We start from the raw sequence: 14,647 nt of genomic DNA, 5'->3' as shown, positions 1-14,647 counted from the left end.
TTTCATGTCGTTTAATTGTCATGGTTCATTTACAATTAACCCGCATTCACATTTGTGTGATATACTTTGACACCTTCAGCTACTACCTTTTGTCTAAAGGCTTCAAGCAGCCTTTTCGTATGAACTCCCGGAACCCCTTCACCGATGGTCCGGCCATCCACTTTTACAACGGCAATCACTTCCGCCGCCGTTCCTGTTAAAAATACTTCATCAGCAGTATAAACATCATGGCGAGTGAACGGTTCTTCTTTAACGACATAGCCAAGCTCTCTAGCCATATCGATAATCGCCTCTCTTGTAATTCCTTCAAGAGCGCCTACATATCCCGGCGGTGTATACAAAACACCATTTTTCACAATAAACACATTATCCGCTGATCCTTCAGCTACATAGCCTTGATCGTTTAACATTAACGCTTCGCTGACATTGGCTAAATGAGCTTCAATTCGAACGAGAACGTTATTTAAATAGTTCAATGATTTTACTTTTGGACTTAGCACATCTGGGCGATTTCTTCTTGTCGCCACTGTCACCACTTCGATTCCCGTTTCATATAAATGTTTTGGAAAGATAGCCAACGGCTCCACGATAATGACGACTTGCGGATTTTGACATTTATACGGATCAAGACCTAAATCTCCGACCCCCCGCGAAACAACCACTCGAATATATGCATCTTGAAATTGGTTTTTTTGAACCGATTGAACAATTAAATCCGTTAGTTCTTCTTTTGTGTAAGGAATAGTTAATAAAATGGATTTGGCCGAGTTATACAAACGATCAATATGTTCTTGGAGGCGAAAGACGTTTCCGCTATAGACGCGTATTCCCTCAAACACGCCATCCCCGTACAGAAAACCATGGTCGTATACGGAAACCTTTGCATTTTCTTTCGTAACAAACTCGCCGTTTAAAAAAATCCATTGTTCACTCAATGTTTTTCCCCTCTTCCCTTGGTAAGTGCGCCATCTTGTAAGCGTCTTATTTTTTTATTCGATTAATTTATTTGAAAATTATAATAAGGGCAAAATAAGGAAGAGTCAATACTATTTTTTGAATATTTAGATTCGTTCGAATATTTGAATACGCTTACATTATGATTGTACCAAGCAATAGAAAGAAGGAAAATTTTTTTAAAATTCATGGCAAAAACGGGTTTTTAGTTCTTTTTTATGGAGTAAGAGGATAATATTCCAATTTTGTTATTGAAGTGCAGAAACAGTTTTCTGTCCATTCCTTAAGTCCTATTTTCACAGTCTTCGATCATGGGATACATACATGTGGATTTTCTAAAAAACAACGGTGGGAGAGGCTAGACACCTTCTACTTATGTTTCAGAGGCTTACTCATAAGCTATACTTACAGAGGAGGCTGAGCGTTTTATTATTTACAAGATTCCATAGCCACCATTCAAGCGTGATAGGCCGGCAAATTAAGAAAAAGCCCTTGCATATGCAAAGGCTTTTTCTTAGCGTCCCAGGAGAGACTCGAACTCCCGACCGACGGCTTAGAAGGCCGCTGCTCTATCCAACTGAGCTACTGGGACATCGTATATGAAATTAATAAGTCTACAATTTGCGTCTGCTTGGCTACCATAGCAGCGCCCACATGTTCTCTGTTCGCCTCGTCTTTTCTTTCACCTTATTCAGCCCTAGAAAGCCAATCCACACAACAAACAAGGTGCCGATTTGGCGACTCTTAAAGCCATTTTTTATTATACGAAAGGGAGTGGATAAAGTCAATAATATAAAAAAGAGCGGGAATGGTTTCCCGCTCAAAGGATGAATGATTGAGCCAAGGAAGGCACTTCTTGACCGTTCACGTCATAAAATTGAACGGTTGCTTGTCCATTCTTAATTTCAAGCAATGCATATGTTTTCTCCTTTCGCATCCTCGGCAAAAGAAGGCTTCCCGGATTAATAAACAAAAGATTGTTGACCATCTCCGCTCCAGCAATATGCGAATGGCCAAAGCAGACCACTTGAGCATTCGCTTCTTGAGCGCGGTAATAAAGATTCATCAGCGTCATTTTGACATTATATAGATGACCATGCGTAATAAAAAATCGCACGCCGTGAATTTCTTCGCTTCTTTCTTTTGGAAAGCCTTTGTCGAAATCACAATTGCCAGCAACCGAACGAAATTCTTGCAATTCGGCACAGTCGCTCGGCAATTCAGAATCCCCGCAATGAATGAACGCATCCACTTGGTTAGCGTGGCGCTGTTTGATCTCTGTTAGCTCTTTCGTCATTCCATGACTGTCACTGACAATGAGCACTCTCATTTTGTTACTCCCCGCTTATGATGGTATCCCATTTTTCATTTAATTTAGCCAGCGCATCAGCGCGGTGGCTTATTTTATTTTTTACTTCCTTTGGCAATTCGGCCATTGTTTTATTTTTTTCAGGAACATAAAAAATCGGATCATAGCCAAATCCGTTCTCACCTTTTGGCTCTTCTGCGATATAGCCTTCACATGTTCCTTCGACAATCGCCGTCGGCCTTCCAGGAATCGCAATCGCCAATGTGCAATGAAAACGCGCTGTTCTCTGTTCAAATGGAACTCCTTTTAATTCTTTTAATACTTTTGCTATATTCGCTTGATCATCTTTTTCTTCGCCGGCATAACGCGCCGAGTAAACACCAGGCCTGCCGTCGAGAGCATCAATGGACAGGCCCGAATCGTCAGCAATCACCATTTGCTGAAAGTACGCGGCCATTGCCTCAGCTTTTAATCGCGCGTTTTCTGCAAATGTATCTCCCGTTTCCTCGACATCTGGACAATTAGGAAAATCTAATAACGTTTTAACCTGCATTCCTTTTTCATTGAATAATGCTTCAAATTCTCTTGCTTTTCCAGCGTTTTTTGTTGCAATAATCACTTGTTTTATCATTTCTTCACACGTTCCTCTGCATCATATTGAATTTTTTCTGCTAGTGTTCCTAGCGCGTTCTTCTGAATCTCAATTAATTGGCGAATTCCTAATTCCGCTGCTTCTAGCATCTCTTGGAGCTCGGCTCGAGAAAATGTCGCTTCCTCTCCCGTTCCTTGAATTTCTACGAAACGCCCGGAACCGGTCATCACGACGTTCATATCAACATTGGCCTGCGAATCCTCCGCATAGTTCAAGTCAAGAATGATACCATGCTGCGGATCAATCCCCACAGATGTCGCCGCAAGAAAATCACGCACAGGAAATTCAGCCACTTTATTTTCTTCAAGTAATTTCGCAAAAGCGAGCACCATCGCAACAAAGGCGCCTGTTATTGCGGCTGTTCTTGTTCCTCCATCGGCCTGGATCACGTCACAGTCAATCCAAATCGTTTTTTCCCCCATTTTGTCTAAATCGACAACCGAACGAAGCGCTCTGCCAATCAGACGTTGAATTTCCATTGTTCTGCCCGATAATTTTCCCTTGCTGGATTCTCGGATATTGCGCTGTTCAGTTGCTCGCGGCAGCATCGCATATTCCGCTGTAATCCATCCTTTTCCGCCGCCTCTCATAAACGGCGGAACCTTATCATCGATGCTGGCCGTACAAATCACCTTTGTATCGCCGACAGCAATTAACACAGAGCCCTCCGCATGTTTAATAAAGTTTGTTTCAATATGTACTGGTCGAAGTTGCAAGCTTTCTCTTCCATCGCCTCTCATGAAAAAAGCCCCCTTAAAAGTACCAAAAATAAAATAGTAAAGAGGTAGTATATGACCTACCTCTTTTTATACCATATTATAACATTAAAAACTACCGGTGTTCACATTTTCTGGTCTTGTTACTGGTTCTGAAAGTGCTTTTCCATCTTCTTTAACAAGATCAGCTTTTCCATTCACTGTGATGGCCACACTTTCAATTCCTTTTTGTTCTGTTAATGATAGAACAAGAGAGTTCAGCACAGCTTCAGAAATCACATGTTTTTTATTGCTTCCATAAATCGCGTCGTTAAAGTTTAGCGTCACTTTGCCATCTTTATAAACTGGCTTGTCAATAAGCTGAACATCTGGCTGGAAGTCACTGACCAGTCCGCTGCCATATTTCGGACCTTTGATCAATTCATTAACGGCTGCGGCAATATCATCCTTTTGCTCGTTGGAGATGCGTCGTGTCACTGGCACGTAGTATGTCTGCTCCCCTTGCTGCTCTACAAAATAGACGACGATCGGGCGAGTGTTCGTAATATCGACAACATTGCTTGTATCGATATTGATGCCATCTTCGCGGCTGACCCCATCTTGAATCGGTGTTCCATCCACCGGCATAACTGTTTGATCGTGTCCATTAATACGTATTTTCACCTTTTTAACATTATCAAATTGCGTTAATGTCCATGTAATAGCTTGCAAAATTTTCTTTTCGTCTTCTGCCTTATAATGAGCAAATTCTGGCGAAAAATCAGCTACAATCGTTCCATCTTTTTGCAAATTAACGCTTAATACGCGGGTGTCAGCTGGCAATACTGCTCGAAACCCATTCGGCAGCATATCTTCTATAGGTCCTCCTTGTACTAAATACTCAAGGGCCTGTTTCGCAACGGCATCTGTTTTAGGCAATGAAAGGGTCTGAGGCACAACGAAACCATTTTTATCAATTAAATAAAGCTCGCGTTTGACTGTTTCTGTTGCCTGTGATTCTTTTGCCGTTCCGTTCGCCTTCTCTTTTGGCTGTTGCAACGATTCCCCGTTTTTCAAGTAGCTGACATCCTGCGGTGGATCAATTTCTTTTACTGCTTGATCCTTTCCAAATAATCCGCATCCGCTTAACAAAATCATGGAAGCTATAACCGGTGCAGCAAGTTTATACGTTCGCCGATTCAACATCACATAGTCCCTCCTAACAGTGGTTTGTACTATTATGTATACGAGCCGCTTAAAAAAATAGAATAAAAAAATCCTTCAGCTTACCGCTGAAGGATTTTTTTATAATTCAATCGTTTGGATATTATCAACAGGCTGTCCAAACAATCGTGATGCAATTTTTTGGAACATTTCCTTCGGACCAGTTGTCAAAAAGAGGTGATCGGCTATTTTTTCTCCTGTCTGCAACAGCTCGCTATGATGTAAAATCGTGCTCACTTCACGAGCCGTCTCATCGCCCGAACAAATCAGCTTCACTTTTTTCCCCATATATTCGTGAATAAGCGGACTTAACAACGGATAGTGCGTGCATCCTAAAATCAATACATCGATTCCGCTTGATTTCAAAGGCTTAAGCGATTCAGCCACAATCTGCTTCGCTTCTTCTCCTTCGAAAATCCCGCTTTCAACAAGTGGAACAAATTTTGGACAAGCCAAGCTTTCTACATGAACACGGTGATTAATGGACTTCAACGCCTTTTCATATGCGCGGCTTTTCACTGTTCCTATTGTGCCGATCACACCGATTTGCTCGTTCTTTGTCATTTTTAACGCTGCACGCGCCCCCGGATGCACTACTCCTAACACCGGGATATTCAATTCGTTGCGAATTTCTTCAAGCACAACGGCTGTCGCCGTGTTACATGCAATGACAAGCATTTTAATATCATATTGCAGCAAATAATTCGTCATTTCCCAAGTGAATCGACGAATTTCCTCTTCCGGTCGAGGACCGTATGGACACCTTGCTGTATCTCCTAGATAAATAATTCGTTCTTTTGGCAACTGCCGCATAATTTCCTTTGCGACCGTTAGTCCTCCAACTCCTGAATCGATAACTCCTATTGATCTTTCCAAGTGATTCGCCTCATTCTTTTTTCATTTCTTGATGCAATTTTTTTAAGCTTTCTTCTAAAAGAGCAACTTCCTCTGCTGAAAAGTTTTCCAGCACTAACGCCAAATCATGCTGACGTTTTTTGATGACTTCTCGAATAATGCGTTCGCCTTCATGAAGGAGATGAACGCGCACCACTCTGCGATCCTTTTGATCTTTCACTCTTGTTACTAGCTTGTTTTTTTCCATTCGATCAATTAAATCGGTTGTTGTGCTGCAGGCTAGCTCCATTTTATTCGATAGCTCGCCGATGGTCATATCTCCTTCTTCGAAAAGCAGCTGCAAGGCAATAAATTGCTGTCTTGTAATTGGATATCGAACTAAAACTTCTCTTCCTTTTCGTTTTAAAATCGCCGCAATATAACGGAGCGATTTTTCTAGCTCAGCAATAGCCTTTTCATCCATTTCAACTGGCATACAATCTCCCCTATAAGATTTATGCACATTTATATTGTTCATATTTCTTGATAAAATTGCAAGCAAAACAAGCCATATACATTTTACTACACTTTTCCGTATAATCAATAAAAAATTTGCCAACAATAATAAACCGGCTCCCTCGTTGCTAAGGGTAGCCGGTGTTACCTATAGTTCAAGTTCTCCCATTCTAAGCAACTCAATCACCGCTTGGGAGCGCCCCTTTACCCCAAGCTTTTGCATGGCGTTTGAGATATGGTTGCGAACCGTTTTTTCGCTAATAAACAGCTCACTAGCAATCTCTTTTGTTGTTTTATCTTGAACTAATAATTCAAATACTTCTCTTTCTCTTTTCGTAAGCAATGGCTTTGAGTGAAATGATTTGTCCTTCAATTAAGATAACCCTCCTTGCTTTAGACAGACCTGAACTACCGGATGGGTATTTATTCACCATATAGTATGTGGAATAACGGGTGACGGTGACAAAAATTCACATTACTTCTAGAAAAATAGGTATTTATAGAAAATGCGATGAAACAGCAGCCTGTATGGACATCATTTGATGCGTCAACATCCCTCTAAATGAGCGAGTGCTGAGCTGATTTCGATGATTGAGCAAGCGAACAATACCGCTTATTAACAAATAGATGTGTCCTATTATTCGGTACTTGGCCATATGTTGACGTAACCTAAGCAATTGACAAGTATCTTCAAACCGTTTATAGAATCTGCTTTTTCTTTCAATCTCTTTTTTCTCAAAAAAAATCCTCTTCATGGAAAACTCCATGAAGAGGATTTTTTTTACACTTCATCGCTTCCGAAAAAGCTGCGAAACGCTTGAACAGTTGTAGCGCGGTTTAACGCTGCAATGGAGGTGGTGAGCGGAATGCCTTTCGGGCAAGACTGCACGCAGTTTTGCGAGTTACCGCAGTTCGCTAGCCCTCCATCCCCCATAATGGCTTTAAGACGTTCCTCTTTATGCATGGCACCAGTTGGATGAGCGTTAAATAAACGCACTTGTGAAAGGGGTGCAGGACCGATAAAGTTTGATTTGCTGTTCACATTCGGGCAAGCTTCCAAGCACACGCCGCAAGTCATGCATTTAGAAAGCTCATATGCCCATTGACGTTTTCGTTCTGGCATGCGCGGACCAGCACCTAAATCATAGGTTCCATCAATCGGAATCCATGCTTTTACCTTTTTCAAGGAATCAAACATCCGGCTGCGATCGACTTGCAAGTCGCGCACAACCGGGAATGTACGCATCGGTTCTAAACGGATTGGCTGCTCCAGCTTATCGATAAGAGCTGTACAGGATTGGCGCGGCTTTCCGTTAATGACCATGGAGCAAGCTCCGCACACTTCTTCTAAACAGTTCATATCCCATGTGACTGGAGTTGTTTTTTCTCCCTTAGCATTTACCGGATTGCGGCGAATTTCCATGAGAGCGGAAATAACGTTCATATTGGGACGGTATGGAATCTCAAATTCCTCTTCGTATGGCGCAGAATCCGGACGATCTTGTCGCGTTACAATGAGACGAATCGTTTTTTTCTCGCTCATGATTTCACATCCTCTTTCTTTTTCGAATAGTCACGTTTACGAGGCTTAATTAGTGATGTATCCACATCTTCATAATGGAACGCTGGACCATCTGGAGTAAAGCGAGCCATTGTTGTTTTTAGCCACTCTTCATCATTGCGCTCTGGAAACTCCGGTTTGTAATGAGCGCCGCGGCTTTCGTTTCGATTGTATGCACCAAGTGTAATCACACGCGCTAATTGAAGCATGTTATGAAGCTGGCGAGTAAATGAAGCTGCCTGATTACTCCATTTAGCTGTATCGCTAATATTAATATTTTTATAACGCTCCATAAGCTCTTGAATTTTTTCATCCGTTCTTAAAAGTTTATCGTTATACCGAACAATCGTCACATTATCGGTCATCCATTCGCCAAGCTCTTTATGAAGCACATAAGCATTTTCTGTTCCATTCATCGATAAAATATTGTTCCAACGTTCTTCTTCTTGTTTTACATATCGCTCATATAAAGAAGAAGGAAGCGCATCAGATGACTTGTCCAATCCTTTAATATATTCAACGGCCTTCGGACCTGCAACCATTCCGCCATAAATCGCCGATAAGAGCGAGTTAGCTCCCAAGCGGTTGGCGCCATGCATAGAATAGTCGCACTCTCCAGCAGCAAACAATCCTTTAATATTCGTCATTTGATCATAGTCAACCCATAATCCCCCCATGGAGTAGTGCACAGCTGGGAAGATTTTCATCGGCACCTTACGCGGATCTTCTCCCATGAATTTCTCATAAATCTCAATAATGCCACCTAATTTAATATCGAGCTCCTTAGGATCTTTATGAGAAAGATCGAGGTACACCATATTTTCGCCGTTGATGCCAAGCTTCAAATCAACACAAACATGGAATATTTCACGAGTCGCAATATCACGTGGAACTAGATTTCCGTATGCTGGATATTTTTCCTCTAAGAAATACCATGGTTTACCATCTTTATATGTCCAGACTCGACCGCCTTCACCGCGCGCCGATTCACTCATAAGCCGTAATTTATCATCACCCGGGATCGCCGTTGGATGGATTTGAATAAATTCTCCATTCGCATAATAGGCACCTTGCTGGTAAACAATCGATGCAGCTGAACCTGTATTAATAATCGAGTTGGTGGATTTTCCGAAAATGATGCCTGGGCCACCCGTTGCCATAATCACAGCATCAGCAGCAAATGATTGGATTTCCATCGTCGTTAAGTTTTGCGCAACAATCCCACGGCAAATTTGCTCATCATCTAGTACCGCACCAAGGAACTCCCAGCCTTCATACTTCGTAACCAAGCCAGCGACTTCATGGCGGCGCACTTGCTCATCAAGCGCATAAAGCAGCTGCTGACCCGTTGTTGCCCCCGCAAATGCAGTACGGTGATGCTGCGTTCCACCAAAGCGCCGGAAATCTAGCAATCCCTCAGGTGTACGGTTAAACATAACACCCATACGATCTAATAAATAAATAATGCCTGGTGCTGCTTCACACATTGCTTTGACTGGTGGTTGGTTTGCCAAAAAGTCACCACCATATACCGTATCGTCGAAGTGTTCCCACGGGGAATCTCCTTCACCCTTTGTATTCACCGCACCGTTAATCCCACCTTGAGCACAAACAGAGTGAGACCGCTTTACTGGCACAAGCGAAAACAATTCCACTGGCACACCCGCTTCTGCGATTTTAATGGTGGCCATTAGTCCGGCTAAACCGCCGCCAACTACTATGATTTTTCCTTTTTTCATCGTTACTCACTCCCTAAAAAATTGCTAGTCGTGGATTAAGCGAATGCTAAAATGGCACGAATGCCAACGATTGAAAGCGCTACAAAGATGATCATCGTCACGTAAGTAAAAATTTGCTGTGAACGAGGAGTAACTGTTAATCCCCAGCTTACACAGAAAGACCATAGCCCATTCGAAAAATGGAACACCGTTGACAAAATACCGACAATATAAAAAGCAAGCATAAAAGGATTGTCAACAATGTTGGCCATCATGTCGTAGTTCACATCAGCTCCAAAAGCAGCTTGTACACGTGTTTGCCATACGTGCCACGTGACAAAAATGAGCGTAATGATTCCTGTCAGCCGTTGAAGCATGAACATCCAATTTCGGAAATATCCAAATCTGCCCACATTGTTTTGAGCGGTAAAAGCGATATAAAGTCCATAAATAGCATGAAACAGCAAAGGCAAAAAAATGATAAATATTTCTAAAAAATAGCGGAACGGTAAATGTTCCATAAATGATGCTGCCCGGTTAAATGATTCTGGACCTTTAGTCGCAAAGTGGTTCACTACTAAATGCTGGACTAGGAAAATTCCAACCGGAATAACCCCTAGTAATGAATGGAGTCGGCGGTAAAAAAATTCTCGATTTCCTGCCATATAGTATACCCCCTTTTTAAATAGTGATAATAAAAGATTTATGCACTCCCCATCCACACTAACTAAATGATTAATAGAACTGTAAATGCTTCCATTTCCATTAATCACGCGTCACATCCATTGTACTCCCACAATGTAGTAGCGTCAAGAAAACGAGTTCATAAAATGTTCAATCGTTTGAAAATTAAAACAATATTTGTGCAAAAATCGAAAGAAAAATACTGATTTCTTCTCATTGTTCGGCTATAATGTTTGATAGAAAGAGGGGAATTATGTGAAAACACATTCATTTCAGGAACACTATGAAGCATTACAGCACGTTGAAATTCCTTTATTTGGATATCATCTAATTCGAGAAGTCCTTCTTCCCGATTTGCTTGGCAAAGAAACCGACAGCATTTTATATTGGGCGGGAAAGCATTTAGCGCGCTGCTATCCCTTAGAAACATTCGATGACATCATTTTATTTTTTGAAAAAGCAGGATGGGGTACGCTCGCTGTCATCAAAGAACGCCAAGATGAATTAGAAATCGAGCTGACAGGGCCCGCGGTATCCGCTCGGATCGCCATGAATGCTCACTGTTCATTTCAGCTTGAGGCCGGCTTTCTCGCACAGCAGATTGAACAGCAAAAACGCTTTGTCTCGGAAGCATATGAGCAGCAAAAAAAGCGTGATCAAAAAGTGACTTTTACTGTGAAATGGGACCGTAAACACGAAATTGCTGAATAGACAGATTTTCTGCACCTTTTCAATTGTATTAGCCTATCGATGCACGACAGGAACAAAGGCAAGTATACGTATTTGCTTGCCTTAGACTGTTAACAAACGCTTCATCCTGCGTCACGGGCCTCATTCGTCGCTCATGAACGTTTGGGTTCGCTTCGCGTCTTCACTCGGCTGGCGTTTCTTGTCTGCTAAGCGCCTTCAAGCCAGTTTGATGTAGAACTACCACTATGATAGAAGAATTGTATAAAATGGTGGTAGACAAAGTCGATTTTGACTTTGTCTACCACTTGAGGCAGGCAAGCATTTGCTTGCTTTTTTAGTCAAAACAGTCGGCACAGCACGATTGAATGCGCCTTCGCTCTCAAAACGCTTGCCATGATTTCCAGCAGTACGGTCTTGTCTGGTTATGAACGCACGGCGGCTTTTTCATCCAATTGAAACGCCGTATGCAACGCTTCTACTGCTGCAACCATATTTTCTTGAGACACGACGGTTGAAATTTTGATTTCGGACGTGCTGACCATTTTTATTTCAATCCCTTTATCCGCTAACACTTGAAACATTTGTGCAGCTACACCTGGATTAGAGATCATTCCTGAGCCGACAATCGATACTTTGGCCAGTTGGCTTTCATATTCTATCTTTGCTCCCTTGAATGATTCCAACACTTGCAAAGTCTCAGGCAAATCCTCTGTGCGAATGGAAAACGACACAGCTGCTGCTCCGCTATTGGTTGTGTTTTGAATAATAATATCGACATTAATCCCGCGATTCGCTAACGCTGTAAAAACGGTTGGCAACATAGGCAACTCGTGCGGGAGCCCTTGGACCGTCACTTTTGTTACTTGATCTTCAAAAGCAATCCCTCTGACAATTAAATGCTGTTCCATTGAAACATCCTCCTTTACCGTTGTTCCGCTCTCTTCCTCCATACTCGAACGAACTTCCAGCAATACTTGATAATTTTTAGCAAACTCTACAGCCCGCGGATGAAGCACTCCTGCTCCAAGATTGGCCAGCTCTAGCATCTCATCATAGGAAATTTCCTCTAGCTTTTTCGCTGCTTTTACATAACGCGGATCGGTAGTAAACACTCCTGTCACATCTGTATAAATATCGCACTTATCCGCTTGTAGAGCGGCCGCTAAAGCTACAGCTGTCGTGTCAGAACCGCCGCGACCAAGAGTCGTGATATCTCCCTTTTCCGTCACTCCTTGAAAACCAGCCACAATGACGATTTGTCCTGCTTGCAAATATTGATGAATTCTCGTTGTGTCAATATCTATAATGCGAGCATTGCCATGAACAGTCTCTGTCTTGATTCCAGCTTGCCAGCCCGTTAAAGAAACAGCTGCATACCCCTTTTCTTGCAAAGCCATCGCTAATAGGGCAATACTCACTTGCTCCCCTGTCGAAAGAAGCATATCCAGCTCCCGCTTGCTAGGTTGGGACGTTAGCTGTTTGGCTAAATCCACAAGCTGATTCGTCGTCTTTCCCATCGCTGAAACGACAACGACCACTTGATGTCCTTTTTGCACCTCGCTCATTACTCGATCAGCGACATGCTGAATACGTTCAATAGATCCTACAGACGTTCCGCCAAATTTTTGCACAATCATTCCCATTTTTCTCATCCCTTGTTCTTAAAATGTTGATTTCAGCATCCATACCGGTATAGAAACAAATAAAAAACAGCAATGAGAGGCTTCTCATTGCTGTGCATAACGAAATAAGAAAAGAAACGAATTCGCTCCACACAGTGAGATAGCTCTCCAAGATGGGTCATCTTGACAGTCCTACATTTCTTAAACGCAGGACCAGCAGGAAAAGCAATGAGACTTCCCCCACTTCGGCGAGCCTCCCCTTTCGGCATTTTTCTTTGGAACCCATTTTCCTCCAAATGCCTACTCTTGAAGTTCGCGCCTCTATCTTCACTTCTGTGCTTAGAAGTGTATAAATATGCAATTAAGGTGATTGTATCAGCTTTTTCTCCAATTGACAATACTATTCTCGCAGCTTTTCATAAATTTTTTCAGCAACTGCGCGAGGAATCGCCGCTTTTTGCAGCTCCTCAATCGTCGCTTCTTTTATATTTTTTAAAGAGCCAAAATGCTTAAGAAGCGCTTTTTTTCGCTTTTCTCCAACTCCCGGAATGTGGTCAAGCGCGGACTGAAATAACGATTTTCCTCGCGTCTGGCGATGAAACGTAATAGCAAAACGATGGACTTCATCCTGAATGCGCTGCAGCAAATAAAATTCTTGGCTGTTTCGCGACAATGGCACGATTTGTGGTGGATCTCCCATGATTAATTCCGATGTGCGATGCTTGTCGTCTTTTACAAGACCGGCAAGCGGAATTTCCAAGCCCAACTCATTTTCTAACACATCGCGAACAGCCGCCAGATGTCCCTTTCCTCCATCAATTAAAATCAAATCCGGAAGAGGAAGGCGTTCCTTTAAAGCACGGCTATATCGCCGCCGTACAACCTCGCGCATTGATTCATAATCATCTGGCCCCTTCACAGTTTTAATTTTATATTTGCGATATTCTTTTTTCTCAGGCTTGCCGTCGATAAACACCACCATCGCCGAAACCGGATCAGCCCCATGGATATTAGAATTATCAAACGCTTCGATTCGATGCGGTGTTGGAATGTTCAACGCAACTCCTAAGTTTTCAACCGCTTTAACCGTTCGTTCTTCATCGCGTTCAATAAGATAAAACTTCTCTTTTAAAGCGATCGCTGCATTTTTACTCGCAAGATCGACCAGCTCTTTTTTCTTTCCTCTTTTCGGCTGAATAACAGGCACCTGGAGCAACTGCTCAGCCAAACTTCCGTCAACCTCAAGCGGCAGGATTACTTCTTTTGGCTTAAAATGATTCTCCTTGGAGTAAAATTGTCCTAAAAATGTGAGCAGCTCTTCATCGGGATCTTGATGCAGCGGAAAGATCGAAACATCCCGCTCGATTAGCTTTCCTTGACGAATAAAAAAGACTTGGACGCACATCCATCCTTTGTCATAGGAGTAGCCGAACACATCTCTGTTAACAAAATCCTTCATCGTCATTTTCTGTTTTTCCATCATCGCTTCAATATGCGCAATTTGATCACGGTATTCTTTAGCTCGTTCAAATTCAAGGGCTTCTGCTGCTTTGTTCATTTTTTCAACCAATTCTTTTTTTATGTCTTGGTGTCCCCCGTTTAAAAAACGGACAATCTGTTCCACTATTTCTTTATTTTGTTGTTCCGAAACCGAATAGATACACGGAGCGAGACATTGTCCCATATGATAATAAAGACAGGCGCGGTTCGGCAGGGACGCGCACTTGCGAAGCGGATACATGCGATCGAGCAATTTTTTAGTCTCATTTGCAGCCTGCACGTTCGGATACGGTCCAAAATATTTGCCGCGATCTTTTTTTACCTTTCTTGTAATAATGAGACGTGGATGCTCCTCAGCTGTAATTTTAATAAATGGATAGCTTTTATCATCTTTGAGCATGACATTATATTTTGGATCGTATTTTTTGATTAAATTCATTTCTAAAATAAGCGCTTCAATATTTGATGAGGTCACAATATATTCAAAATCCGCTATTTCATTCACAAGGCGCAGCGTCTTTCCATCATGCGTTCCAGTAAAATAAGAACGAACACGGTTTTTTAATACTTTCGCTTTTCCTACATAAATCACTGTGCCATTTTTATCTTTCATTAAATAGCAGCCGGGCTGCTCTGGCAAAAACGATAGCTTCTCTTTTAAGTGATCATGCATCATAATCACTCCAAT

Annotated in this window: 14 protein-coding genes, 1 tRNA gene, 1 riboswitch and 1 other annotated feature (1 of these 17 cut by a window edge); of the genes, 1 reads left to right on the top strand and 14 read right to left on the bottom strand. The window is 42.2% G+C overall.

Annotation, left to right across the window (positions count from 1 at the left end; translation table 11 throughout):
- Nucleotides 1–6 (bottom strand) — a binding site (T-box leader); it reaches 260 nt to the left of the window's first position.
- A 29-nt stretch (nt 7–35) separates the two neighbouring features.
- From ilvE to B6A27_RS10765, 12 genes are all read right to left on the bottom strand, one after another.
- Nucleotides 36–935: a branched-chain-amino-acid transaminase gene (gene ilvE, locus B6A27_RS10820; RefSeq protein WP_044742958.1), complete on the bottom strand. Its 900-nt coding sequence runs from the start codon at nt 933–935 to the stop codon at nt 36–38.
- Between the two features lie 537 nt (nt 936–1,472).
- Nucleotides 1,473–1,546, bottom strand: a tRNA-Arg gene (locus B6A27_RS10815).
- Between the two features lie 228 nt (nt 1,547–1,774).
- Entirely contained in the window at nt 1,775–2,284 is a 510-nt protein-coding gene (locus B6A27_RS10810) for a metallophosphoesterase family protein (RefSeq protein WP_044742959.1), read from the bottom strand.
- A gap of 4 nt (nt 2,285–2,288) precedes the next feature.
- The gene (locus B6A27_RS10805; RefSeq protein WP_080862154.1) at nt 2,289–2,891 is read right to left on the bottom strand and encodes an XTP/dITP diphosphatase; all 603 of its coding nucleotides are present in this window, start codon (nt 2,889–2,891) and stop codon (nt 2,289–2,291) included.
- A complete protein-coding gene (gene rph, locus B6A27_RS10800; RefSeq protein ID WP_080862107.1) occupies nt 2,891–3,655 on the bottom strand; it encodes a ribonuclease PH in 765 nt (254 codons plus the stop codon). The genes B6A27_RS10805 and rph overlap by 1 nt, the downstream gene beginning before the upstream one ends.
- Before the next feature lie 84 nt (nt 3,656–3,739).
- Entirely contained in the window at nt 3,740–4,816 is a 1,077-nt protein-coding gene (locus tag B6A27_RS10795; protein WP_080862106.1) for a GerMN domain-containing protein, read from the bottom strand.
- Nucleotides 4,817–4,915: 99 nt separating this feature from the next.
- A complete protein-coding gene (gene racE / locus B6A27_RS10790; RefSeq protein WP_066146297.1) occupies nt 4,916–5,710 on the bottom strand; it encodes a glutamate racemase in 795 nt (264 codons plus the stop codon).
- Between the two features lie 10 nt (nt 5,711–5,720).
- A complete protein-coding gene (locus B6A27_RS10785; RefSeq protein ID WP_080862105.1) occupies nt 5,721–6,164 on the bottom strand; it encodes a MarR family winged helix-turn-helix transcriptional regulator in 444 nt (147 codons plus the stop codon).
- 168 nt (nt 6,165–6,332) lie between these two features.
- Nucleotides 6,333–6,557 (bottom strand): spore germination transcription factor GerE, encoded by a 225-nt coding sequence (gene gerE / locus B6A27_RS10780; RefSeq protein ID WP_044742964.1) that lies wholly within the window; start codon nt 6,555–6,557, stop codon nt 6,333–6,335.
- Between the two features lie 408 nt (nt 6,558–6,965).
- Nucleotides 6,966–7,727, bottom strand: a complete 762-nt coding sequence (gene sdhB, locus B6A27_RS10775) for a succinate dehydrogenase iron-sulfur subunit (RefSeq protein WP_066146305.1) — start codon at nt 7,725–7,727, stop codon at nt 6,966–6,968.
- Entirely contained in the window at nt 7,724–9,484 is a 1,761-nt protein-coding gene (gene sdhA / locus B6A27_RS10770; protein ID WP_044742966.1) for a succinate dehydrogenase flavoprotein subunit, read from the bottom strand. Before sdhA ends, sdhB begins: the two co-directional genes overlap by 4 nt.
- Nucleotides 9,485–9,519: 35 nt before the next feature.
- A complete protein-coding gene (locus B6A27_RS10765; RefSeq protein WP_044742967.1) occupies nt 9,520–10,128 on the bottom strand; it encodes a succinate dehydrogenase cytochrome b558 subunit in 609 nt (202 codons plus the stop codon).
- A 274-nt stretch (nt 10,129–10,402) separates the two neighbouring features.
- On the opposite strand from B6A27_RS10765, the gene B6A27_RS10760 reads away from it, so the two are divergent.
- Complete coding sequence (locus B6A27_RS10760; protein ID WP_044742968.1) at nt 10,403–10,858, top strand: YslB family protein; 456 nt, start codon at nt 10,403–10,405, stop codon at nt 10,856–10,858.
- A 401-nt stretch (nt 10,859–11,259) separates the two neighbouring features.
- On the opposite strand, the gene B6A27_RS10755 is transcribed toward B6A27_RS10760, so the two are convergent.
- Together B6A27_RS10755 and uvrC are read right to left on the bottom strand one after the other, a co-directional pair.
- Nucleotides 11,260–12,480 carry an aspartate kinase gene (locus B6A27_RS10755; RefSeq protein ID WP_066146307.1) on the bottom strand — a complete coding sequence of 407 codons (1,221 nt, stop codon included), beginning with the start codon at nt 12,478–12,480 and terminating at the stop codon, nt 11,260–11,262.
- A gap of 132 nt (nt 12,481–12,612) precedes the next feature.
- Nucleotides 12,613–12,791: riboswitch (Lysine riboswitch) on the bottom strand.
- A gap of 68 nt (nt 12,792–12,859) precedes the next feature.
- The gene (gene uvrC / locus B6A27_RS10745; RefSeq protein ID WP_080862104.1) at nt 12,860–14,632 is read right to left on the bottom strand and encodes an excinuclease ABC subunit UvrC; all 1,773 of its coding nucleotides are present in this window, start codon (nt 14,630–14,632) and stop codon (nt 12,860–12,862) included.
- Between the last annotated feature and the right edge of the window lie 15 nt (nt 14,633–14,647).

Source organism: Anoxybacillus sp. UARK-01, from assembly GCF_002075365.1.
Classification (GTDB): Bacteria; Bacillota; Bacilli; order Bacillales; family Anoxybacillaceae; genus Anoxybacteroides; species Anoxybacteroides rupiense.
This window is presented reverse-complemented; position numbering and strand designations above follow the sequence as displayed.

Excerpts from the sequence above, each read along its gene's own strand:
- B6A27_RS10810 (WP_044742959.1), bottom strand. The coding sequence starts at position 2,284 with ATGAGAGTGCTCATTGTCAGTGACAGTCATGGAATGACGAAAGAGCTA.
- rph (WP_080862107.1), bottom strand. The coding sequence starts at position 3,655 with ATGAGAGGCGATGGAAGAGAAAGCTTGCAACTTCGACCAGTACATATT.
- B6A27_RS10795 (WP_080862106.1), bottom strand. The coding sequence starts at position 4,816 with ATGTTGAATCGGCGAACGTATAAACTTGCTGCACCGGTTATAGCTTCC.
- B6A27_RS10785 (WP_080862105.1), bottom strand. The coding sequence starts at position 6,164 with ATGCCAGTTGAAATGGATGAAAAGGCTATTGCTGAGCTAGAAAAATCG.
- sdhB (WP_066146305.1), bottom strand. The coding sequence starts at position 7,727 with ATGAGCGAGAAAAAAACGATTCGTCTCATTGTAACGCGACAAGATCGT.
- sdhA (WP_044742966.1), bottom strand. The coding sequence starts at position 9,484 with ATGAAAAAAGGAAAAATCATAGTAGTTGGCGGCGGTTTAGCCGGACTA.
- B6A27_RS10765 (WP_044742967.1), bottom strand. The coding sequence starts at position 10,128 with ATGGCAGGAAATCGAGAATTTTTTTACCGCCGACTCCATTCATTACTA.
- B6A27_RS10755 (WP_066146307.1), bottom strand. The coding sequence starts at position 12,480 with ATGGGAATGATTGTGCAAAAATTTGGCGGAACGTCTGTAGGATCTATT.
- uvrC (WP_080862104.1), bottom strand. The coding sequence starts at position 14,632 with ATGCATGATCACTTAAAAGAGAAGCTATCGTTTTTGCCAGAGCAGCCC.